Annotated in this window: 19 protein-coding genes; 7 read left to right on the forward strand and 12 right to left on the reverse strand. The window is 67.2% G+C overall.

The window, feature by feature from the left end:
* Positions 1 to 5 precede the first annotated feature (5 nt).
* Positions 6 to 1,871 (forward strand): ABC transporter ATP-binding protein, encoded by a 1,866-nt coding sequence (locus EXU48_RS11375; protein ID WP_133107775.1) that lies wholly within the window; start codon positions 6 to 8, stop codon positions 1,869 to 1,871.
* A gap of 57 nt (positions 1,872 to 1,928) precedes the next feature.
* On the opposite strand, the gene EXU48_RS11380 is transcribed toward EXU48_RS11375, so the two are convergent.
* The 11 genes from EXU48_RS11380 to EXU48_RS11430 all read right to left on the reverse strand — a co-directional run bounded on the left by EXU48_RS11380 (position 1,929) and on the right by EXU48_RS11430 (position 15,956).
* Positions 1,929 to 2,951, reverse strand: a complete 1,023-nt coding sequence (locus EXU48_RS11380; RefSeq protein ID WP_133107776.1) for an NAD-dependent epimerase/dehydratase family protein — start codon at positions 2,949 to 2,951, stop codon at positions 1,929 to 1,931.
* The gene (locus tag EXU48_RS11385) at positions 2,948 to 3,619 is read right to left on the reverse strand and encodes a PIG-L deacetylase family protein (protein ID WP_133107777.1); all 672 of its coding nucleotides are present in this window, start codon (positions 3,617 to 3,619) and stop codon (positions 2,948 to 2,950) included. Before EXU48_RS11385 ends, EXU48_RS11380 begins: the two co-directional genes overlap by 4 nt.
* On the reverse strand, positions 3,616 to 4,410 hold the full coding sequence (locus tag EXU48_RS11390; RefSeq protein ID WP_133107778.1) for a glucose-1-phosphate cytidylyltransferase: 795 nt from the start codon (positions 4,408 to 4,410) through the stop codon (positions 3,616 to 3,618). The genes EXU48_RS11385 and EXU48_RS11390 overlap by 4 nt, the downstream gene beginning before the upstream one ends.
* A 10-nt stretch (positions 4,411 to 4,420) precedes the next feature.
* Positions 4,421 to 5,680 carry a class I SAM-dependent methyltransferase gene (locus EXU48_RS11395; protein WP_133107779.1) on the reverse strand — a complete coding sequence of 420 codons (1,260 nt, stop codon included), beginning with the start codon at positions 5,678 to 5,680 and terminating at the stop codon, positions 4,421 to 4,423.
* Between the two features lie 13 nt (positions 5,681 to 5,693).
* Positions 5,694 to 6,878, reverse strand: a complete 1,185-nt coding sequence (locus EXU48_RS11400; RefSeq protein ID WP_133107780.1) for a class I SAM-dependent methyltransferase — start codon at positions 6,876 to 6,878, stop codon at positions 5,694 to 5,696.
* Positions 6,879 to 7,017: 139 nt separating this feature from the next.
* Positions 7,018 to 8,655, reverse strand: coding sequence for an O-antigen ligase family protein (locus EXU48_RS11405; protein ID WP_133107781.1), 1,638 nt, complete (start codon positions 8,653 to 8,655; stop codon positions 7,018 to 7,020).
* Between the two features lie 12 nt (positions 8,656 to 8,667).
* The gene (locus EXU48_RS11410; protein WP_133107782.1) at positions 8,668 to 9,504 is read right to left on the reverse strand and encodes a YveK family protein; all 837 of its coding nucleotides are present in this window, start codon (positions 9,502 to 9,504) and stop codon (positions 8,668 to 8,670) included.
* Positions 9,505 to 9,650: 146 nt separating this feature from the next.
* Positions 9,651 to 12,629: a fibronectin type III domain-containing protein gene (locus EXU48_RS11415; RefSeq protein ID WP_133107783.1), complete on the reverse strand. Its 2,979-nt coding sequence runs from the start codon at positions 12,627 to 12,629 to the stop codon at positions 9,651 to 9,653.
* The gene (locus EXU48_RS11420; protein ID WP_133107784.1) at positions 12,626 to 13,552 is read right to left on the reverse strand and encodes a glycosyltransferase family 2 protein; all 927 of its coding nucleotides are present in this window, start codon (positions 13,550 to 13,552) and stop codon (positions 12,626 to 12,628) included. Before EXU48_RS11420 ends, EXU48_RS11415 begins: the two co-directional genes overlap by 4 nt.
* Positions 13,549 to 14,673 (reverse strand): class I SAM-dependent methyltransferase, encoded by a 1,125-nt coding sequence (locus tag EXU48_RS11425; protein ID WP_207947702.1) that lies wholly within the window; start codon positions 14,671 to 14,673, stop codon positions 13,549 to 13,551. The genes EXU48_RS11420 and EXU48_RS11425 overlap by 4 nt, the downstream gene beginning before the upstream one ends.
* A gap of 50 nt (positions 14,674 to 14,723) precedes the next feature.
* Positions 14,724 to 15,956, reverse strand: coding sequence for a glycosyltransferase family 4 protein (locus tag EXU48_RS11430; RefSeq protein WP_235856974.1), 1,233 nt, complete (start codon positions 15,954 to 15,956; stop codon positions 14,724 to 14,726).
* A gap of 351 nt (positions 15,957 to 16,307) precedes the next feature.
* Here EXU48_RS11430 and EXU48_RS11435 point away from each other — a divergent pair, with 351 nt between their 5' ends.
* The 6 genes from EXU48_RS11435 to EXU48_RS11460 all read left to right on the forward strand — a co-directional run bounded on the left by EXU48_RS11435 (position 16,308) and on the right by EXU48_RS11460 (position 20,557).
* The gene (locus EXU48_RS11435; protein WP_133107786.1) at positions 16,308 to 17,135 is read left to right on the forward strand and encodes a glycosyltransferase; all 828 of its coding nucleotides are present in this window, start codon (positions 16,308 to 16,310) and stop codon (positions 17,133 to 17,135) included.
* A 282-nt stretch (positions 17,136 to 17,417) separates the two neighbouring features.
* Positions 17,418 to 17,681, forward strand: coding sequence for a PqqD family protein (locus tag EXU48_RS11440; RefSeq protein WP_133107787.1), 264 nt, complete (start codon positions 17,418 to 17,420; stop codon positions 17,679 to 17,681).
* 68 nt (positions 17,682 to 17,749) lie between these two features.
* Entirely contained in the window at positions 17,750 to 17,875 is a 126-nt protein-coding gene (locus EXU48_RS11445) for a lasso RiPP family leader peptide-containing protein (RefSeq protein ID WP_133107788.1), read from the forward strand.
* 245 nt (positions 17,876 to 18,120) lie between these two features.
* Positions 18,121 to 19,146: an asparagine synthase-related protein gene (locus tag EXU48_RS11450; RefSeq protein WP_165962775.1), complete on the forward strand. Its 1,026-nt coding sequence runs from the start codon at positions 18,121 to 18,123 to the stop codon at positions 19,144 to 19,146.
* Positions 19,143 to 19,595, forward strand: coding sequence for a lasso peptide biosynthesis B2 protein (locus EXU48_RS11455; RefSeq protein WP_165962776.1), 453 nt, complete (start codon positions 19,143 to 19,145; stop codon positions 19,593 to 19,595). Before EXU48_RS11450 ends, EXU48_RS11455 begins: the two co-directional genes overlap by 4 nt.
* Complete coding sequence (locus EXU48_RS11460) at positions 19,592 to 20,557, forward strand: phosphoenolpyruvate carboxykinase (ATP) (RefSeq protein WP_133107791.1); 966 nt, start codon at positions 19,592 to 19,594, stop codon at positions 20,555 to 20,557. The genes EXU48_RS11455 and EXU48_RS11460 overlap by 4 nt, the downstream gene beginning before the upstream one ends.
* Here EXU48_RS11460 and EXU48_RS11465 read toward each other — a convergent pair.
* The gene (locus tag EXU48_RS11465) at positions 20,521 to 21,723 is read right to left on the reverse strand and encodes a nucleotidyltransferase domain-containing protein (protein ID WP_133107792.1); all 1,203 of its coding nucleotides are present in this window, start codon (positions 21,721 to 21,723) and stop codon (positions 20,521 to 20,523) included. The genes EXU48_RS11460 and EXU48_RS11465 overlap by 37 nt on opposite strands.
* Between the last annotated feature and the right edge of the window lie 74 nt (positions 21,724 to 21,797).

The following is a 21,797-nucleotide window of genomic DNA, read 5'->3' on the forward strand; positions in this document are numbered from 1 at the left end:
CGTGGATGGCGGCTGCCGAGGGTGAGGACTACGTCGACCCGGTGACGTTGCGGGCGCAGGCGCGCTCGCAGCGAAAGTCGCTCGGCCGTCTGTCGATCCTGATCCGCCAGAGTGTGCGCCTGGTGTGGGCCTCCGGGCGCGGGCTCTTCGTCGGGTTGCTCGCGCTCCAGATCGCCGCGGCACTGGCCCTCGCTGGTCAGGTGCTCGCGGTCCAGGCGGTCCTGGCTGCCATCCTCGACCTGGACGGGTCGGGCGCCACCGCTGCGCTCTGGACCTCTGTCCTGGTGCTGGCGGGGCTGACTGCGGTGACCTCGATCATCGGCGCCGTGCAGGGGCACATGCAACGGTTGCTGGGCGAGTTGGTCGCCCGATCCATGTGGGACCAGGTGCTCGACGTTTCGACCGGTGTCGGACTCAGCAGCTTCGAGTCGCCCGACTTCTTCAATCGTCTGCAGCGGGTGCAGTCGAACGCTCTCTCCCGTCCGTATCAGGTGACGCAGGGTCTGATCGCCATGGGCGGCGCTCTCGCCGCCAGTATTGGGGTCGGGGCCGCGCTGGTAAGCATCAGTCCCCTGCTGCTCCCGCTCCTCGTGGTGGGCGGACTGCCGGTGCTCCTGACCAGCCGGCGAGAGAGCCGGCTCGAGTTCGACTTCTCGGTTGCGCAGACCCCGGTGCTACGGATGCGCCAGTACTTGACGCTCGTTCAGACGGGACGCGATGAGGCCAAGGAGATCCGCGCGTTCAACCTGGCGGACTGGCTTCACGGCCGGTTCGACACCGCCTACGGGACTTACCTGGGAGCCCTCGCCCACCACCTGCGGCGCCGCGCGACCCTCTCCGCCATCGGCAACCTGGGTAGCGCTGTCGTTCTCGTGCTCACCCTCGGCGCACTGGTCTGGCTGATCCTTGACGGCCAGGTCACGGTCGCCGGCGCGGGCGCGGCCATCGTCGCGATCCGGATGCTCGCGAGCCAGGTCCAGACCTTGTTCGCCGGCGTCCAGCGGATCTTCGAGTCCGGGTTGTTCCTCGAGGACCTGCAGGGATTCCTTCGGCTGGCAGAGCCCGCGAAGGAGGACGCGCACGGTCCCGAGGCCCCCACTGGGTTCGGTGCGGTGACCGCCGACGATGTCCACTTCACCTACCCGGGCTCGGAGTTGCCCGCGGTACGCGGTGCGACCGTGGAACTCCGGGCGGGGGAAGTCGTCGCCATCGTCGGCGAGAACGGCTCCGGCAAGACCACCCTCGCCAAGATCCTCGCCGGCCTGTACACCCCGGACGAGGGCGCGGTGCGTTGGGACGGTACCGACATCCGCGCCTGGTCCCTCGCCAGCGTGCGCAGCCGGATCGCCGTCATCTTCCAGGACTTCGTGCGATACGCGCTCAGCGCCGAGGACAACATCGCGATCGGTGACGTGTCCCGGCCGCCCGACCCGGCGAGGCTGCGCGCCTCGACACGGGCGGCCGGTGCCACCGGCGCCATCGAGTCCCTGCCCGACGGGTACGCGACCCCGCTCTCCCGGTTGTTCGCGGGCGGGCGCGACCTCTCCGGCGGACAATGGCAGCGGGTGGCGATCGCCCGCGGGTACTACCGCGACGCACCGTTCGTGATCCTGGACGAGCCGTCGGCGGCCCTCGACCCACGAGCCGAGTACGACCTGTTCGCGAGCCTTCGACACACGCTCGAGGGCCGAACCGCCTTGTTCATCTCACACCGGTTCTCGACGGTGCGCAGCGCCGACCGGATCTACGTGATGGCCGAAGGGCGGGTGGTCGAGCACGGCACCCACGACGAACTGATGGCGGCCGACGGGCAGTACGCCGAACTCTTCAGCCTCCAGGCCGCCGCGTACCTCAACGCCGAGCAGGCCTGAACCAGGCCGCGGCGGGCCAAGGCGCTCGGCCGCCGCAAGCACTGGTCACGTTCGGTGTCAGCGCCAGCGCAGCTCCCCATCGAGACGCCCGGCCTCCTTGTGGTTGAGAACCGTCCGGATGCGTAGGTACTTGGCCGACGTGAACTCCTCGGCGGTGAGCCCGTGGTCCCGGTAGGCGCGGTAGAGCTCCTCGACCCCCGCCGGCACCGTCCACTTCGCCTGGAAGGCCGGCAACTCGGCTGCGATCCTGGAGAAGTCCACCCGGTAGTTACGGGCATCGGGGCTGGCCCCGGGGGCGTACTCCACCTCGGACCCGGGCACCACCTGCGCGACGATCTCGGCGACCTCCTTGACCCGGTAGTTCTCCGACGTGACACCCACGTTGAAGGCGCGGTCGTGCACCACATCACGAGGTGCCTCGAGGGCCGCGAGGAACGCGCGGGAGATGTCCTCGATGTGGATCAGCGGCCGCCACGGCATGCCGTCGGACTTGATGAGGACCTTGCCCGTCGTGATCGCGTAGCCGACGAGGTTGTTCACCATCAGGTCCGCCCGCAGGCTCGGCGACACCCCGTACGCCGTCGCATTGCGGAGGTAGACCGGGCTGAACGTCTCGTCCGCCAGGTGCGTCAGGTCCTGCTCCACCTTGATCTTCGAATCACCGTACGGGGTCAGGGGGTTGAACCCCGCCTCCTCGGTGAGGTGCTCGTCGCCGGCGGCGCCGTACAGGCTGCACGAGGAGGAGAACAGGAACCTTCCGACGCCGGCCTGCTTCGCGGACTCGGCAAGCTGCACGGTCCCCAGGTGGTTGATGTCGTAGGTCAGCTGCGGCCGCAGGTCGCCGAGCGCGTCGTTGGACAACGCGGCCAGGGCGATCACCGCCTCGAAGCTCTCGAGATCAGTCGGCTTGACGTCTCGAAGGTCCTTGCGGATGACCTCGGTCGGGCGCACCTCGTCGTCGAACTGGCAGCCTTCGTAGTAGAAGGTGTCGAGCCCGACGACCTCGTGACCGGCCGCGCGCAGCAGCGGCACCATCACCTGCCCGATGTAGCCGTTGTGGCCGGTGACCAGGACCTTCACGATGCGTCTCCTCCGAGTAGTACCGCCTTGCGGCTGTAGAACGCCTCCGCATGACGGCCGGGGGCGTGGCATTCCATCCCACGCAGGCGCATGAGCCCGCGGAAGGTGTCGTCGTCGTACCAGGGCTTCGCGAACTGCGAGGCATAGTGCTCGCCGAGTACTCGCAGCTTGGTGGCCACGTCCTCCTCCGAGAGCGGCACGAACACGTTGGGCGTGCCCATGTCGCCGTCCCACTTCGGGATCTCGTACTCCAGGACCAGGTGGTCCCGGAACGTGTTCCAGGTCAGGTCGGAGATGGTCCGGTGGTCCTGGTGCCGGTCGTGACGCTGGTGCGTCAGGACGAGATGCGGGTCGAACTCGGATCTGATGAGCTCGAAACGGTCTTTGATCGCGTCCCCGATGTAGGGGAAGTAGGACTCGCGGTACTCCCCGACCCAGATGCTGAAGTGCCGGGCGTCGTGCAGAAGGTCCGTTGCGGCCGCCCGGGCTTCGGCGGCGCGCTGGGCGTTGGACGAGAACACCTCATACCGGACCTCAAGCCCTCCCGGTCGCTTGGCCAGTCGACCGAGGGTCCCGCCGCAGCCGATCTCGATGTCGTCGCAATGGGCACCGAGTGCGAGCACCCGGAGGGGGTCTTCTTCGCTCACGCCGAGGTTGAGCGCAATCATGCCGGCGCCACCGGGTCCTGTTCCCAGACCTTCCACGGCGCCTGGCCGCGTGCGTTCATCTCGTCCATGACCTGGCGGTCCTTGAACGTGTCCATCCCGGCCCAGAACCCGTCGTATCTGTAGCCGACCAGCTTGCCGGCCTCGAGGAGTCTTCCGAACGGCTCATAGACGAGTTCCTCGCCGGGCTGGATGTAGTCGAACACCTCGCGCCGCAGCACGAAGAACCCGGCGTTGACCCACATCCCGGCGCCGCTGGACTCGGTGATCCCGGTGACGTGCGAGTTGTCGTCGAGGTTGACGATGTGGAAGGTCTGGCTCGGCTTCGTGCAGAGGAACGTCGCGATCGCATCATGTTCGTGCGCGTGGTCGATCAGGGTGGTGAGCGGGACACTGGACAGGCCGTCGCTGTAGTTGGCGAGGAACTCCTCGTCGTCGCCGAGGAAGTCCTTGACCTTCACCATCCGCTGACCGATGTTCGTCGCCAGCCCGGTGTCCACGAACGTGATCTTCCAGTCCTGGGCGTCCGTGTGCAGCATCGTGATCTCACGGCCACCGCCGGAGAGCACGAAGTCGTTGCTGAGCCACTCCTTGTAGTTGAGGAAGTACTCCTTGATGACCTCGCCCTTGTACCCGAGGCACACGATGAACTCCGTGTGCCCGTAGTGGGCGTAGTACTTCATGAGATGCCAGATGATCGGGCGGGAGCCGATCGGCACCATCGGCTTGGGCACCGACTCGGAGAACTCGCGCATGCGCATACCCATGCCGCCGGCGAACAACACGACCTTCATCGCAGACCTCTCACTCCGACCAGTCGACGATCGCTGCCTGCGGGATCGGCACGACGCATTTGCCGCCCCACTCCTTGATGTAGGCCAGTTGGGCCACGATCTCGTCCTTGAGGTTCCACGGCAGGATCAGGACGTAATCGGGCTTCGTCTCGGCGATCCGGCCCGGCTCGTGGATCGGGATGTGCGTACCCGGCGTGTAGCGGCCGTGCTTGTAGGGGTTGCGGTCGACTGTGTAATCGAGGAAGTCCGGGCCGATCCCGCAGTAGTTGAGCAGGGTGTTCCCCTTGCCGGGGGCGCCGTAGCCGACCACCTGTGCCCCCTGGCGCTTGACGCCGATGAGGAACTCGAGGAGTTTGCGCTTGGTCTCGCGGACCTGCTCGGCGAACAGTTCGTAGGTCTCGGGCCGCTCCAGCCCGGCATCCAGTTCACGTTGCCGCAGGTCGAGGAGACGCTCGCTCAGCGCGGGCGCGTCGGGTCCGGCGTGGGTGGCGTGGATCCGCAGCGATCCGCCGTGGGTCCAGAGCTCTTCGACGTCGTGGATCACCAGGCCGTGCGCGGCGAAGATCCGCTCGGAGGTCACCAACGAGAAGTAGGAGAAGTGCTCGTGGTAGATGGTGTCGAACTGGTTCTCCTCGATCAGCCGCAGCAGGTGCGGGAACTCGATGGTGATCAGCCCGCCGGGGGCGAGGAGGAGCTTCATTCCCGCCACGAACGTGTTGAGATCCGGCACCTGCGCGAGGACGTTGTTGCCCGCGATCAGGTCCGCCCTGGTGCCCTCAGCCACCAGACGCCGGGCCAGTTCTTCGTCGAAGAACTCCACCAGGGTCGGCACGTTGCGTTCGTCCACCGCGACCTTGGCGACGTTCGCGGCCGGCTCGATGCCGAGGACCGGCACGTCCGCCTGCACGAAGTACTGGAGGAGATATCCGTCGTTGCTGGCGAGTTCGACGACCAGACTGTCCGCGCCCAGGTTCCGCTCGGCGATCATGGCCTCGACGTAGGTACGCGCGTGCTCCAGCCAGGCATCGGAGTAGGAGGAGAAGTACGCGTACTCGGTGAAGATGTCCTCCCGGGACACGTACTCCTGGAGCTGGACCAGGAAGCACTCGTCGCACACCCACGTGTGCAGCGGGTAGAACGGCTCCATCGCGTTCACCTGGTCAGCCGGTACGAAACTCTCGCACAGCGGGGACATGCCCAGGTCGGCGAAGGTGCGGGTCAGCGTGGCCCCGCAGAAGCGGCACGGGCCGCCGGTCAGTTCATCGGACATTCGTGGCTCCGGATCAGACGGTCTGGACGTTGGCGTCGACACCGAGGTCTATGAGCGTCTGCCCGATCTCGGTGGCGTAGTACGGGTTCATGACCAGGACGGTTCCCGGCGGGTCGGACACGAGGGCGTCCGGCGCCACCACGGCCTGCCCGGTCCCGGCGAGGTAGGTGCCCTGCTTGCGGGGGTTGACGTCGACCACCCGATCGACGGCGGTGGTCACCTCGAGCACGTTGAAGAACCCGACGGCTTTGGCGCCGGCTCCCCACGCGACCACCGGTTCTTCGGCTGCGGCGAGGCGCTCCAACAACTCGGTCCACGCCGTCACCCGTTCCCGGGCGCGGTCGGCGAAGGCTTGGATGTCCGCCAGGACCTCTGGCGCGGGCCGCGCCGGCGACGGCCGCGCCGGCACCGACGTCGGCCGCGCCTCGACGGAGAGGAATTGGCCGTCGTAGGACTCCCGCAGATCCAGGATCTCGAAGCCTGCGGACTCCACCGCCGTGCGCAGCGAGGACGCGAGGAAGTAGGACACGTGCTCGTAGATGAGGTCGCCGATGGACAGCCGCCGAAGCGCGAGGAGACCGTTCGGGACCTCGAGGTAGAGCACCGTGTCCGGCCGGTCGCCGATACCCTCGCGCAAGGAGCGCAGCATCCCAGCCGGGTCGTCGACGTGTTCCAGCACGTGACGGCAGATCACCAAGTCCGCCTTAGTATCGACGTGCTCACGTGAGAAGTACTCGTTCACCACGCGCACCCGCTCCGGCAGGGGCTCTGCGTGCTCCGCGTCGTAACTCGGGTCGAAGCCCATGCCCCGGTTCTCACCCAGGTCACAGATGAGGCCGAGGAAGTGACCGCTTCCGCTGCCGATCTCGACCACGTCGGCGTCCCGGACGTCGTAGGTGTCGATGAGCCGCCGCGCAAGGTCGCGCTCGTAGCTCTGGAACACCGCCGAGAAGTGCAGGGCGTTGTCGTAACTGTGCCCGTAGGCGTTCAGGCTCGCATCGAAGCCGGTGTTGTAGACGAAGGCGCACTCCGGGCAGTAGCCGAGGTCCAGGTCCCCACGGGGGCAGTCGACCGCCTCCTGGCGGCTGGGCCAGAGGATCCCGACGTGGGTCGGGACGCCCGCCTGCGCATAGAACGGGCGGAGTTCCGCCGTGTCGCACACCGGGCAGCGCGCGCCCGAGTTCCCCGTTGCTGTCACTCTGGAGACACTAGTGAAGGAGCCCTTCGGCCGTTGGGCAAATGACGGGCCCCTCTGGGTGAACTGCCGCCGTCATCGGGTGTCACCTTGATCTCACCCCGGGTGAGGTAGGGCGTACCTTTGGCCGTCGCGGTTTCTCTCATCGGACGTGCCGCCCACGGCTTTCCACGGGGATCTCCTCGGACTCGATCCCCGAATCAGGCTGACGTCCTTTCCCACTGCCGTCATGGGTGCTCTGCGCGCGGCCGTCCGCGTCCGCGCCCGCCCGGACGAAGTGCTGGGGACGAGCAGCGACCCATGCCGCCGCGATCCGCTTCCGGAAGTTCGCGCCCACTGGCGTCGAGACAAACTTGTCCCCGGGAACGGCAAGTTGTATTGCATTGGTTGGAGAGGTGCCGTCGAGACGCCACAGGGCACCGATGGCACCCATGAAGATGCAGACGACACCGACGAACGTCGCGAAAGAGAACGAGTCAAAGGTCCCGCTCGCCATCAGGGCCGCGGGCATCGTCACGGCAAGTGCCTGGCCCAGGTGCCGGGTCTCCTGATTCTTGCCGCGGAGCCGAATGCTTCGCCCCATCAGATACGGCACCAAGAAGAACAGAACCAACCCGATCACTCCTATGACTCCACCTGCGAGGAGGGTCATGTAGATCTGGTTGTCCAGCAGGATGTACTCCTCTGGCGTCACCATCCCCGCGCCGCGGCCGAACACCGGACGCAACGACCAGAGGTCCATGACGTAACCGGTGCGAGCAATCCGGTCCGTCACGCTCGTGTCGTTCTCAGCGTTGGTGAAGAGGGACTTGATCGTGCCGAGGACGCCGCGGTTCACCAGGTGGAAGACTGCGGTCGCCATGATGCCAATGACGAGGGCGTTGTAGCGCTGTCGCCACGGCCAGATCAGGGCAAGCAAACCCATGGTGACGAGCACCGTAAGGATCGCCGATCGCGAGATTGAGAGCGGGATCCCCATCGCGACCAGCCCAGCCCCGATCCAGCGCCATACGCGCGTTCGGCCAGGTGGCGAGAATAGGGCGAAATGGAGCGCTACCGGAAGAACCAGTGCGAGAACGACCCCGAACTCGATGTAGTGGTTGGCCGTCGAGGCCACCCTCGGGAAGCCACCGTCGCCGCGTGCACTGATCCCGATCAGTTCGGCATTAGCGTGCAGGCCCGGGATCTTGATGTACTGCGTGATATCGATCACGCCAGCGAACTGCAAGGCGCCGATGACGGACATAACCGCTGCCAATGCGATGACCACTTGGAGGAGTCTGTCGAGTTCGCGGCGCGTGCGGACGCCGTCCGCGGTGACGAGGGCGACACCCGCGATGGACGCGGTGAAGATCAGCCACCGGTCTGCGCTACTCGCCTCGCCCGCAGTGGGGAGCCGGTCGAATCCGATCACGTTGCCCAGCAATTGCAGCCCGACGTACATACCGATCACCCAACGAATCGGTTGCCGACCGTCCGGGAGGTGATGAGATCGGATCGCGGAAAGGACCCAGAGGAATGCCAACATGATCCCGATTGCGACGGATGGTCGTCCGACGGCGCCGAGACCACCGATCACGAGACGGGCCGGGATCAGGAACTGCAGACACAGGAACAGCACCAGGAGCCCGAGGGTGGTCAGCGTCCAGCGATGGATCAGTGCAGGAATCCATTCCTCCCGGACTCGCTTGTACCCATCCGGAACTCTGAGAAGGATGGGTCGCCATGCCTCTTGCTCTGATGAGTTCGCCCGTACCGCCGCACCGCGGTGGAAGGTCATCGCCGTGAGCCGTCAGCGAGGTCTGGACGAGCCGGCGACCATCTCGGCTCGCCTACCGGAACTATTGATCATGGGTGACTCACTTTGGTTCGCGTCATCCTGAACCGGCGGCGTCCCGTCGTTCCGGCTCCCGAACAGCATGTCCACGTGCTCGCCTCGACCCTCGTCCGGGGCGAGGTCATCGGGCCGACCATCGTCCGGATCGAGCCCGGGCTCGACAGCCTCCGATTCCGACGCCGCGCGACGCTCCTGACGATGCGCTCGTGCCCGCTTGATGAGTCCGATGAGGTCGTCGAACAGGACCGCGATGAGCAACGAGAGTGCGGCTCCGAGGACACCGACGATCGCCATGTTCCGGGTCTTTCCATCAGCGACGACGGCCGTCACAGCTGGTTCCTGGAGCACATCGAGTCCGTACTGGGTGGCGGGTGGCAGTCCCGCGTTCGTCTGCCGTGTAGTGAGTTCTTCACGCGCGAGCTCGAAGACCATCTCGCCCGTGGCGACTCCAGCCTCTGGCGTGTCCGCGCGCACTTCGAAGTTCAAGACAGTACTGCGAGTCGTCGGAGCAACGGTGTACGTGGGAACGAGGCCCGCCGCTGCAACCTCAGCTTGCGTCTCCGTGCCGTTCAGGACGATTCCGAGGACCGAGTTCGCGTCGTCCAATCCGCCGTAGGGATTCGCAATCTCCGCGACGGCCCGGCCCGGCACGACGATCGCCGAAGCTGCAATGTTGTACTCGGGCTGAACCCGCTCTCCGACCGCATACGCGGCCGCGCCACTGAGGGCGAGCAAGGGCAGCAAGATGTACCAGCGGCGCAGTGCCGCAACTGTGATTGACCAGACGTCCATGACGAGGACTCCCTCCGAGGCTCCACCTGTTGCGAGCCGTGTCCTTCATGCTATGAGTGGCGTGTCGGGGCCGCAGGCAGACCACAAGCCCAACACATTCCCTACTGCACTTCGCCTCACACTCTCGCGAAGTGTTCATATGTCAATTACGGCAACGGCGTCACCGTGACGTTTCCGAACGTTGCGTCTACATGGTGTGCGATGAGAACGACAGATCCGTTCGACACCGTGTCGACATCAGTGATGGTCCCTGACCAAGTGGTCGGCTCGGAGGTGCCCTGTTCCCACATCCGCATCGAGTAGGTGGCACCGCCCGAAGGCAGGCCTTCCACGCGTACGCGCATCATGTAGGTGTCACCCGGGCTGAAGTCAATCGCGTTGCGCGCACCCCGGACTACCGGGCTGTTGTGGTTGCCGAAGAGTTCCCATCGCGGGCCGTTCTCGTAGAAGCGGTACCAGGAGTAGGCACCCGCTGGATACCAGCCGTAGGCGAGCGGCTCTCCCTGGACCTGCGTGTGGCCCTGCCATCTGAGCCCGATGCCGATCATGGGGTCACCCGAGAGGTACTGCCCTGCGCCTGGCCCGAAGCTGTGCAACGTCATCGGCACCGTCACCTCGTAGTCGGTCCAGGCGGAGTCACCGACCGCGAGTATCCGGTCGTAGCCGACCTGCACGGTGCTCACCGAACCGTTGTCGACCCGCCACAGCCCATCGACCGATTGCGCCTGGGTCTGGAGTGCGGCACTGCCTGACCAGGCGGTCGTGTAGGGCAGGCTCAACGAGCCGTTCTGGATCGTCACATTCACCGTCTCGGTCACCGAGGAACCATTGGTACCGAGCGCCGTGATCGTGACCACGTTCGACCCCGTGTTGAGATCGGCGTAGGGAATATCGGCGTTGAAATCACCCGGCATAGCGAGGCGACGGTTGTCAGGGCCGAGGGAGAGAGCCCTCGCCGTTCCGCCGTTGACGCGATAGGTCAGCGAACTCACTCCGTCCGGGTTCGACACGGAACCGACGATGTTGATCCGCGGTTGAGTCCGGGCTGGGGCTCCGAAGCTCTGGTCCGAGCCGTACCAGATGTCGATCGCGGGGCCAGCCGTCTGCTCCAGCGTCGTGAATGTCCGGTCCTGGGTGACAGTGGCGTTGCCGCTGGTGTCGGTGGCGGTGATCCGGTAGTGATACGTCGTCGCGGGCGCCAACCCGGTCAGCGTCGCGGCGTGGGACGTCCCCGACCCGGACGAACTCGCGGTACTGCCGTAGGACGTGGTCGTCCCGAACGCGACCGCACCCGTGGCCGCCTCGTTCGTCGTCCACGAGACGACCGCAGAGGACGCCGTCGGTGTCGCACTCACACCACTGACCGCCGGCGCCGTCACATCCGGCTCCGGTTCCGGATCGGGATCGGGATCGGGACCCGGGTCAGCACCGCCGTCCTCGGGCACGATCGGGTTCGCCCGGTCGAACACGTAGTCCACCAGAGCCGTGTAGGCAGCGGGGTTCGAGCCCGCATTAGCCGCGAACGGCCCCACCGAACCAACCGTCAACGCCTGCGAGAACGTGCCGATCACCTGCGGCGAGCCACCATCAACGGCCACCGTCATCGTCCACGAGTTGCCGACCCGGCCGACCCCGACCACCACCGAATCCGTCGGCTGCACCGCTAACACCTTGTTGAACTTGGTCTTCGACGAACCACTGGTCGTCGCGGCAGCAAACGCCCGGACCACCCCACCGCTGGCGAACACATCGAACCGCAACCAGTTCGACGCATCCTGCTCCACGATCAAACCCTGATCGTGGTTCGTCGTCACCGGCACCGAATCGAAACCAGCGTCCACCGCGAAGTCCGTGTTCGAGACCGCCTGCATCACCCGCAGCGACCGGTTCACACCCCACGCATCGTGAGACTCCCCCGCACCCACCGTCAGCGACAGCTGCGCATCCCCGGTCCCCTCACCGACCAACTCAACCGAACCATCACCCACATGATCCGTCACAGACCACCCAGACCCGAGCACAGAACCCGAGAAATCATCAGACGAGAACACAGCGTTCGGGGTGCTGCTCGCGGTCGTGGTGAAGGTGAGATCGGCTGAGCTGCCGGCGTTGCCGCTGGTGTCGGTGGCGGTGATCCGGTAGTGATACGTCGTCGCGGGCGCCAACCCGGTCAGCGTCGCGGCGTGGGACGTCCCCGACCCGGACGAACTCGCGGTACTGCCGTAGGACGTGGTCGTCCCGAACGCGACCGCACCCGTGGCCGCCTCGTTCGTCGTCCACGAGACGACCGCAGAGGACGCCGTCGGTGTCGCACTCACACCACTGACCGCCGGCGCCGTCACATCCGGCTCCGGTTCCGGATCGGGATCGGGATCGGGACCCGGGTCAGCACCGCCGTCCTCGGGCACGATCGGGTTCGCCCGGTCGAACACGTAGTCCACCAGAGCCGTGTAGGCAGCGGGGTTCGAGCCCGCATTAGCCGCGAACGGCCCCACCGAACCAACCGTCAACGCCTGCGAGAACGTGCCGATCACCTGCGGCGAGCCACCATCAACGGCCACCGTCATCGTCCACGAGTTGCCGACCCGGCCGACCCCGACCACCACCGAATCCGTCGGCTGCACCGCTAACACCTTGTTGAACTTGGTCTTCGACGAACCACTGGTCGTCGCGGCAGCAAACGCCCGGACCACCCCACCGCTGGCGAACACATCGAACCGCAACCAGTTCGACGCATCCTGCTCCACGATCAAACCCTGATCGTGGTTCGTCGTCACCGGCACCGAATCGAAACCAGCGTCCACCGCGAAGTCCGTGTTCGAGACCGCCTGCATCACCCGCAGCGACCGGTTCACACCCCACGCATCGTGAGACTCCCCCGCACCCACCGTCAGCGACAGCTGCGCATCCCCGGTCCCCTCACCGACCAACTCAACCGAACCATCACCCACATGATCCGTCACAGACCACCCAGACCCGAGCACAGAACCCGAGAAATCATCAGAGACCAGCACGGAAGCGGCCGTGGCCGGTGGTGCCATACCGGCGAGCGCCACTGCTGCGGCACCGGCGATCGCCAACGCCATCCGGATTGGGTGGATCGCAGTTGCGTTCTTCGCGTTCATGAGGAGCTTCCGTCGACTTGGTGGATGAGTTCGGGAGGTGCGAGTAGCCGGCCTCTGACGCGTGCCCTGAGGCGGCCCGCACTGATGCGAGCCCTACGGGTGGAGTAGGCAACGGCGAACGCAGCCCCGGAGGCCAGGTCGTCTGGCGTCGACCCCGTGGTGCGTGCGAGAGCTCCCGTCGTTCGACCGAGGAGTCTCAGGCGCACAAACGTCGGCGCTCTCGTTGCTGCGGGATCGAACCAGCTGGCGATCTCCGAAGCTGTGGTTCGGCCCTGCCGTGATGAACTCTCGTGAATCCGGCGCCGGAACAGTCGACGATCGACCAGATCAAATCCACCGAGGGCAGCCATCTGGGCCAGGAAAGTAACGTCGGAAGAGATGTAGGAACGAATCAAGTCGGTCCTGGCCATCGGCTCGCGACGCATCACCCCGAACGCGGCGTTGCACAGGTTGAATCGCCAGGCGAACGCCGCGACTCGGCGCCAGGGCGTTGGGGCCGTGACATCGAGCTTCTCGTCATAGGCGCGTACGTCTTGGCCGGTGCCATCGATGATGGTCGCCTGCGTGAATGCGAGCACCGCGTCTCGATTGGCGTCGAGGGCGGCAACGCAGGAACTCACGTACGAGGGGTCGAGGAGATCGTCGTAACCGGCCCACTTGAACAGTTCGGCTCGGGAGTCCCTCACGAGGCGGTTGTAGTTGAACGCCGCCCCCATGTTCCGGTCGTTCCGGACAAGGCGCACCCGCGAGTCCCGCTCAGCGACCGACTCGACGATGTCGACCGTGCGATCCGTCGAGGCGTTGTCCGAGATCACCAGCTCGAAATCGCTGAAGTCCTGAGCCAGCAGGCTCTCCAGCGTCTCCGCGAGGTACACCTCTCCGTTGTAGACGGGCAGGCCGATCGTCAGCCTCGGGGTACTCACAGCGCCTCCACGGTCGGGGTGAGGCCGAGGTCGGTCAGTTCCGCACCGATCTCGGTGCGGTAGGCACCGTTCATCACGATCACCAGGGCCGGCTCGGCGTCGGTCAAGTCCTTCGGTGCGAGCACCCGGTGTCCGGTGCCGGCCATGTACTGGTTCTGCTTGAACGGGTTGATGTCCACGACCCCGTCCACCAAGCGGGAGTCCGCGCCGAGTGCGGCGAGGAAGGCCACGCCCTTGGACCCGCCACCCCAGATGACGGTCCGGCCACCGCCGGCGTGCACAGTCCGGATCCGGTCGCGCCAGTGATCGACCATCGCCTGGTGTCCGCGGGCGAACCGGGCGGCCGCCTCCGCGAGTTCCGCCGGATCTTCCTCGATCGGGATCGCTGCGGTCGCGACGCCGCCGACCGCGGGGCGGGCTTCGACGAGCAGGGTCTGGTCGGAGTAGGCACGTTCGATGGCGAGCACGTCGAATCCGGCAGCGCGGAACAGCCTGCCGACCGAACCGGCGGAGAAGTAGGAACTGTGCTCGTAGTACACGTCCCAGAACGCGACCTCGTCGAGGACGCGCCGCACGTCCGGAACCTCGAACAGCAGGACGGTGCGTTCGGGTTCGGTGATCGCGGACCGGATGGCGGCGAGGAACTCACGGACGGGGGCGATGTGCTCGAGGGTGTGCCGACAGACGATGGCGTCCGCCCGCAGGTCCGGAAGGTCCTGCGGAAAGAGTCCTTGGATCCAGGTCAGGGGTAGGCCTGCCGGGATCCGCGCGGGCTGCACGCCTGGGTCGATGCCGATGCCGCTGCCGATGCCGGCTCGCGCCAGCTCGACCAGGAACTCGCCCTTGCCGCAGCCGATCTCGACGACGGTGCCGCCACCCAAGGAGTAGCGCTCGACCCAGTCGGCGGCGAGGTGGTGGATGAAGGCTTGGAAGGTCGGCGAGAAGCCCTGGGTCTCCTCGTAGTCCTGCGAGTAGGTCATCAGCTCCGGGTCGTAGCGGCAGTTCCAGATGAGCCCGCAGGCGGGACACAGGGCGAGGGCCAGGGCTCCCTTGGGGAAGTCGACGGCGGCGTCTCGGTCCCCGAGGAGCAGGCAGCTGTTGACCGGGACGGGTTCACCCACGTGGAAGGGTTCCGGTGCAGCGGCACCGCAGGCGGGGCAGGTGCCGGCGGTCACGGAGCAACCCGTTCGGCGATGTTATGACTCGGGGTGTCGGCGCCGTGGGCACGTTCCGCGGGTCGCGCACGACCGACGAGACTGTCGAAGACACCCACGTAGGCGCGGGCCTGGATCGACCAGGACAACTCGTTCTCGATGCGGCTCCGCCCGAGCCGACCCATCACCACGCGACGCTGTGGGTCGTCGAGCAGCGCCGCGATCTCCGTCGCGGCATGTGCCGGGTCGTCACCGGAGACGTACACGGCGGCGTCCTGTGCGCAGCGCCTGGTCTCGCGCAGGTTCGTGGCGACGACCGGGATCTCGTGGGCCATGTACTCGAGGGTCTTGTTCATCGTGGACCGATGGTTGAACTCGTTCTCGGGGTCGGGTGTGACGCCGAGGTCCGCGGTGGACAGCCAGCGACCCAGTTCCTCATGGTCCACCCTCCCGGTGAAGGTGACCCAGGGGTCGAGACCGCGGGCGGTCGCGTCCGCCTTCAAGGCCTCGAGGCTGTCGCCGAATCCCAGGAGTGCGAAGCGGGTGTCCTCGCGGCCGAGGTCGTGGACGTAGTGATCGATGGTCGCGAGAAGTCCGTCGACGCCGTCCTGCGGGCCCATGATGCCCACGTAGCAGACCAGGTGTTCCCGTCCGCCGCGAAGTTCGGGATGCGCCCGGCCGCGGCGCATCCGGTCCGCGTCGGGGGTGCTCATCACCACCGCCGTCCGGCGGGCGGGTACCCGGCCCCGTTGGAGCGCGATGTCGCGGTAGGCGGGGTTCGGTGAGATCACGCGGTCTGCGACCCGGTAGGTCATCGACTCGAGGAACAGCAGCGCCCGGTGAACGAGTCCACGCTTGCCGAAGCGGGCCTCGTAGACCTCGGGACAGAGATCGTGCTGATCGAAGACGTAGCGACGACTACGGAGCTTCCAGAGGGCACCTAGCAGCCAATAGGTGTCCGGTGGATTGCAGGCTTGGAGCACGTCGAAGCCGCGGTCCCGGTTCACCTTGAAGGACAGCCTCGCGGTCTGGAGCCAGCACAGCGCGAACTCGCGGACGTAGCTGACCAGCCCGGAGCTCTCCGGCGGCGCCGCGTAGGAGTACACGTGGATGTCGTCGAGGATGTGACGATCCGGCTCGCCGGCGGTCTCCTTCGGGCAGATGACGCTCACGTCATAGCCCGCGCGCACCAAGGCGGCGCATTCGGTACGGACCCGGCGGTCGATGCGCAGCGGCAGGTTCTGAATCACGATGAGCGCACGTGGCCTACGCCCGGCGGCCGCCTCGGCCGTGGCCGGCGTCCGTCCGTTCCGGCGATTCCACATCTGTCCGCTCTCCCGTCGTCGTTGCAGGTGGCGGGGAACTCGCCGATGCGGGTGGTTGCGACCTGACGGTCCGCAACGCCACCTCGCTCGAGCCCCCCGAACGCTGTGCTACTCCTGGCAACGTACTGAGGACACCCGGCACCCGGTAGCGGAAGCACGGGTGAGATAGGTGAGGCAAGGGTGAAAACACCCGGCTCTTCTTCCTCACCCCGGGGTGAGGAGGATGGGAGCCACATCCCACTGACAGCGACCCCATCGGGCGTGGATACTCGCGGCGTGGTCTCCATCATCGTTCCGGCGCACAACGAGGAGCGGTCCTTGCCTCGGCTGTTGGACGCGCTCGACGACCCGCGGTGGGCTCCGGAGGAGGTCATTGTGGTCGCGAACGGCTGCTCGGACCGGACGGCGCAGGTCGCCCGGGCGCGCGGGGTCACCGTGATCGAGACGCCGATCCCGTCGAAGATCAAGGCGCTCGCGCTCGGGGACGCCAGGGCCACCTCCTTCCCGCGCATCTACGTCGACGGTGACGTGGTTCTCGGAGCCGACTCCGCACGAGCGCTGTGTGGCGCTCTCACCGATGGCGTGCAGGCCGCCGGGCCGATCAGGAGCTTCCCGATGGCCAGGGTGTCGGCACCGGTGCGCTGGTACTACGACGTCTGGCAGCGTCTGGACGGCGTGCGGACCGAACTGTACGGACGCGGGGTGGTCGCGGTGAGCGAGGTCGGCCACGCCCGGATCCGGGACTGGCCGGAGACCATGTCCGACGACCTGCACCTGGCGATGAGTTTCGCCCCGGACGAGCGCACCGTGGTAGCGGCCGCCCGCGTCACGATCATGCCGCCGAAGACCTACCGCGACCTGCTGCGCCGGCGGGTTCGCGCCATGACCGGAAACGCGCGGATGGCGGGCACACCCGAGGCACCGGCTGTGCGCAGTGCCGGGGCAAGTCCGGCCGCCATCGGACGGATGGTGGCCGCCGAGCCCCGGCTGCTGCCCGGCGCCGCGGTCTTCGTCGTCACGGCCGCCATCTCGAAACTCCTCGGCCGCAGAGCCGCCCGACGCGGGGACACCACCTGGCTCCGAGACGAGAGCAGCCGTCGCTGAGAACCGGTGCAGCTGCGCGAAGCGGTGTGCCACCACGTTTGTCATGACGCCACTCGGATCGGGACGGCACCGCAGGTGGCACACACCGGCACGATCTGATGCCCAGCGACAGGTCCGTGAACCCACCGCGGGACACCCTCACACCCCTCACCCTCTGGTGAGCCGAAATCCGAACCAAGGTCACCCCCCAGTCACCCAACGCTCCCTCACGGGCTGTCCTAGATTCCGGAGTGTTCGAGCGGCACCGAGCAGCGGCAGTCCGCGGTCGAGGGGAGAGACGACGTGCAGTTGCGTAAAGACGGGGTCACCTGGCGCGAGATCGACGGCGAGATGGTCCTCCTCGATCTGAAGACGTCCAAGTACCTCACCACGAACCGGGCGGGCACGACGCTGGTCAAGCTGCTCGCCGAGGACCGAACCGCCGACGACCTCACCAGTGCCTTGGTCACCGAGTTCGGTATCAGTGCCGACCGAGCGGCCGGCGATGTCGCCGCCTTCGTGGGCTCGCTCGAGCAGCGAGGGCTGCTTCAGGTCGCTGCTCGCTGAGGCGTTCCAAGTTTCCGGCACATCAGGCCGGGGCCAACCAACGACACCACGTGAGGGGGTGACACCACATGTACGAATCTCCGATGATCCAGGAGGTCGGCTCCGTCCGCGACCTCACCCTGGGCGAAGGCTGGGCCGGGAGTGACGACACGTTCCTGTACTTCATCCGGTACGGGACCGACCCGTCCTCCTGACCTCGATGGGAGCGGGCCCGCTGGCCGATGCCGGTCAGCGGGCCCGCTCCTTGCTTCAACGCGTCCGGCGCAGGCACTCAGCATCGATCTGATTGGAATCCGACATGGCGGAAGCACCCCCGATGGAGGGGTACGTCCGATCCGACCCCTTCGAGGTGGCGACGTGCTGGAAGTACGGCCTGAGCAGGCCGACGCCATTGCCACCGCAGCAACTGTCTCCCCGAGGTGCGTTGGAAGCGGCGATCATGCCTGCGCTGGTCGAGGGTGCGTGTTATGTCACGTTCTCCGGGGGCCGCGACTCCTCGGCGATCCTCGCGACTGCGACCCACCTGGCTCGGCGGGAGGGCCTACCCGACCCGGTTCCCGTGACGCGCCTCTACCCGAATGTCCCGGACTCGGACGAGTCCGAGTGGCAACACCTTGTCATCGACCACCTCGGCCTCAGCGAGTGGCTCCGACTGGAGTTCACCGACGACGAGACCGATCTGCTCGGCCCCGCGGCCCAGGCGAGCGTGCGACGTCATGGACTGCTCTGGCCACCTGCGGTTCACAGTCACGGCCTCGTCTATCAGCACCTCACCGGCGGGGCGATGTTGACCGGAGAGGGTGGCGACGAGGTCCTCGGCGCTCGTAGGGTCACGCCACTCACCTTGCTTCGCCGGCGTCGCCGCCCGACTCGCGCTCTCCTGCGCGGAGCGGCTCATGCGCTCTCGCCCTCCTCGGTTCGCCGACGTCAGATACGCCGGGAACTGGAGTCGGCGCGGCTCCAACACTGGCTCCGCCCCGATGCCAAGAACCAACACTTGCGACTGATGGCCGCCGACGAAGCCACCGAGCCGCTGAGTTACGAAGCCGCCACCTGGTGGATCACCAGACGTCGCAGCTGGGCGACGATGGCCGCCAATCAGGCCCTGATCGCCGGGACTTACCAGGTCCGCGCATCGAACCCGCTCCTCGACGACGATTTCATCGCGGCGCTGGCACATGCCGGGGCCACCTGGGGATACAACGGCCGCACCGCGACGATGAAGGCGCTCTTCTCGGACGTGCTGCCGTCGGCGTTGCTCTCCCGTCGGACCAAGGCCAGCTTCAATCGGGCCTACGCCGGGAGATACACCCGTGAGTTCGCACGGCATTGGGACGGCTCGGGCGTCGACGGTGAGCTCGTGGACCCGGAGATCCTGCGGGACGTCTGGCTGTCGGATGAACCGACGATGTCGACCGCGATGCTTCTCCACCAGGCCTGGCTCGCTGCCCCGGTGACACAGTGAGCGTCCGTCGGCCCCCGTTCGGCGAATGGCCGTGGATCGTCGCGGCTCTCGCCCTCGCAGTCGTGGCCGAACTTGGGCTGCGCACCGCGGGCCTGCCGCGCCTTGCCCGCATGTTCGGGACCCCGCTTCGGACCGACGACTCCACGCCCGCGCAGCCGGATCACCCGTCCGGCGCGCCGGTCCTGGATGACCGGGCACGACGCCAGGTGCGGTCGAGTCGCAGGGTGATGCGCCACTGGCCATTCGGTGACACGTGTCTGCGTCAGGCACTTATCAGCGGTGCTCTTCTGCGTCGGCTCGGGCCCGAGTTGCTCGTCGGAGTCGCCAAGATCGACGGCCAGGTCCGCGCGCACGCCTGGCTCGAGATCAATGGCGGCATCCTCGACCCGCTGGGCGCGGCAGCGTCCTACACACCGCTGCTCTCACCCGATGCCTTGGACGTGAAATGAACACGACCAAGCTGTACGGCCTGAACCTCGACTCCGAGATCGCTCTGCACCAGACGCGGCCTGCCGACGGTCCGACCGACGTGACGATCCGGGTCGGGGCACCCATGGGGACCACCGAGGCCGCACCCCCTGGTCGGATGCTCCTGCATCTGGACGGCGACAAGCAGTACTACTCCGCGACCGAGACCGACTCCGGTTACCTGCTCCGGTTCTACCGGACCTGCGACTTCGTGATCGATCCCGGACTCACCACCGTGACCGCCCATCTGGTGCATGGCGCCGACCCCGAACGGGTGGGGGTTCTCGCCGCCGGAACCATGCTCTCCTTCCTGCTGGCCCTGCGTCGACGTCCGGTGCTGCACGCCAGCGCGGTGCAGGTCGGGGAGGCCGCCCTCGCGTTCGTGGGCCGTTCCGGCATGGGCAAGTCGACGATGGCGACGTTGATGGCCGCTGACGGCGCCCGGCTGATCACCGACGACGTGCTCCACCTCGATCTGGACACGGTGCCGCCGCGGTGTCATCTCGGGGCGACGGAACTGCGTCTGCGCAAGGCGGCCGGCGACCTCGCGGCACGGTTCGCCGTCGCCCCCGGGCGTCGCCTGACCGGCGACGACCGGGACGCGCTCGCGATCCGGTCGGCCGACACGGATCTGTTGCCTCTGCACGCGATCGTGATCCCCGCCCCGGACCACTCGGAGCAGGATCGCGAGCCGGAGTTCCTTCGGCTCTCCCCGCGGGACGCCCTGCTGCACCTGCTGATGTTTCCCCGGATCGTCGGCTGGCAGGATCCCGCCGCCGTCGACCTCCAGTTCCAGCACCTCAGCGACGTCGTCGAGAAGGTTCCGGTGTACGTCGCGCGCCTTCCGTGGGGACCGCCGTTCCCGCCGGCCATCGCGGCGCAGGTGCTGACCGCCGTCGGCCTGGATCAGGCGGTCACGGCCGATTCCACCGCATCGAGGTAGACATTGAGGGCGTCCTCGCCCGCCTTCACCCGAGCGGACCGTGCGATCGGAGGAGTCCGGCGAGTCCGTTCCCGCACGCCGACCGCGGCGTTGCGCCCAGCCGCGACGAGGGTCCGTGCCGCGCCCGGCTGCGCGGCCCGAGCCACCAACCGTGCCAGGCCCGGCTCCTGACGCGCCCGCGGAACCGGCGCGAACCGGTCGACCGTCGCCGTCAGGACGCCGAAGGGCGCGGACAGCCCCAGCCGGTGGTCCAGGTCCTGCGGTAGCGGCGTGCCGAGCACCCGCTTCGCCCGGGCGAGGACCAGGGCGACGTGCGGCTCTGCGCGCCAGGCCCGGGCGCGAGTGGCCACTTCGTCCCAGTCCTCGATCTGGGCGGCCAGCCGGTCGGCATCCACGAGCAGGAGGAGTCTGTTCGCACCGGTCAGCGCCGCGTGCAGGCAGACGTGCACCAGGGCATCCGCCGGCGACAGCGCCCAGGCGCGGTTCAGACCCAGCATCACCGGGGTGCGACGGCCGAGGAGCTCAGGGGTCGGCACCGCGAACCGCGCACGCCGGACCGCCATGTTGATCATGGACCAGTGCAGGTCCATCAGCAGCCCTGACGGGCCGACCCAGTGCATCTCCCCCGGGGTCTGCGGGTTGCGGAGCATGTCATCGAAGTCGGCGATCTTCCAGCCGGCGTCCAGGAGTCGGTGCGCGACCTCCCGCAGGTCCGTGGGATCGACGAGCGTATCGATGTCGTGGTACGTGCGCAGCCCTTGCGCCGGATGAGCCGTCTCGGACAGGAACGGGCCCTTGAACGTCACCCAAGGGATGTCGTCGAGGACGGCGCCGAACTGCTCGAGCATGATGGTGGCTCGGATGTGGATGCCCATGGCGTGGTCCCGGTCGACGCGCAGGAGCGCCGCGTCCTCCGGAGACCGATCCCGGAGCGCGAGGTGCACGAGCGGTGCGACCCGGTGGTATCGGGCGGCCTGGACCAGGTCCGACCGCGCTTCCGACCCCGGCGCGGTCAGGTTGCGTTCCCCTCGGGCACTGTGGACGAGCAGTTCGGAGACCGCTTGCTGCGTCCGTGAAGCCCTTCCCGGGATGGCACGAACCACTGGAACTCCCGGACGTCGTTGGGCGATCCCCTCAGGGACAGCGATCGGTGTCACTGCGCGCATCGGCAGGTGACAGCAGGCTAGCGGCGGCCAATCCGGCACGCGGCGAAATGGCCTGCGAAGTCAGGTCCGGTCCG

Origin of the sequence: Occultella glacieicola (genome assembly GCF_004353825.1) — a bacterium.
GTDB lineage: Bacteria > Actinomycetota > Actinomycetes > Actinomycetales > Beutenbergiaceae > Occultella > Occultella glacieicola.

Bases quoted from the DNA above. Each gene is read 5' to 3' on its own strand.
- EXU48_RS11410 (WP_133107782.1), bottom strand. From the start codon at position 9,504: ATGGACGTCTGGTCAATCACAGTTGCGGCACTGCGCCGCTGGTACATC.
- EXU48_RS11460 (WP_133107791.1), top strand. From the start codon at position 19,592: ATGAACACGACCAAGCTGTACGGCCTGAACCTCGACTCCGAGATCGCT.
- EXU48_RS11405 (WP_133107781.1), bottom strand. From the start codon at position 8,655: ATGACCTTCCACCGCGGTGCGGCGGTACGGGCGAACTCATCAGAGCAA.
- EXU48_RS11375 (WP_133107775.1), top strand. From the start codon at position 6: ATGGCGGCTGCCGAGGGTGAGGACTACGTCGACCCGGTGACGTTGCGG.
- EXU48_RS11465 (WP_133107792.1), bottom strand. From the start codon at position 21,723: ATGCGCGCAGTGACACCGATCGCTGTCCCTGAGGGGATCGCCCAACGA.
- EXU48_RS11390 (WP_133107778.1), bottom strand. From the start codon at position 4,410: ATGAAGGTCGTGTTGTTCGCCGGCGGCATGGGTATGCGCATGCGCGAG.
- EXU48_RS11445 (WP_133107788.1), top strand. From the start codon at position 17,750: ATGTACGAATCTCCGATGATCCAGGAGGTCGGCTCCGTCCGCGACCTC.
- EXU48_RS11395 (WP_133107779.1), bottom strand. From the start codon at position 5,680: ATGTCCGATGAACTGACCGGCGGCCCGTGCCGCTTCTGCGGGGCCACG.
- EXU48_RS11415 (WP_133107783.1), bottom strand. From the start codon at position 12,629: ATGAACGCGAAGAACGCAACTGCGATCCACCCAATCCGGATGGCGTTG.
- EXU48_RS11450 (WP_165962775.1), top strand. From the start codon at position 18,121: ATGCCTGCGCTGGTCGAGGGTGCGTGTTATGTCACGTTCTCCGGGGGC.
- EXU48_RS11385 (WP_133107777.1), bottom strand. From the start codon at position 3,619: ATGATTGCGCTCAACCTCGGCGTGAGCGAAGAAGACCCCCTCCGGGTG.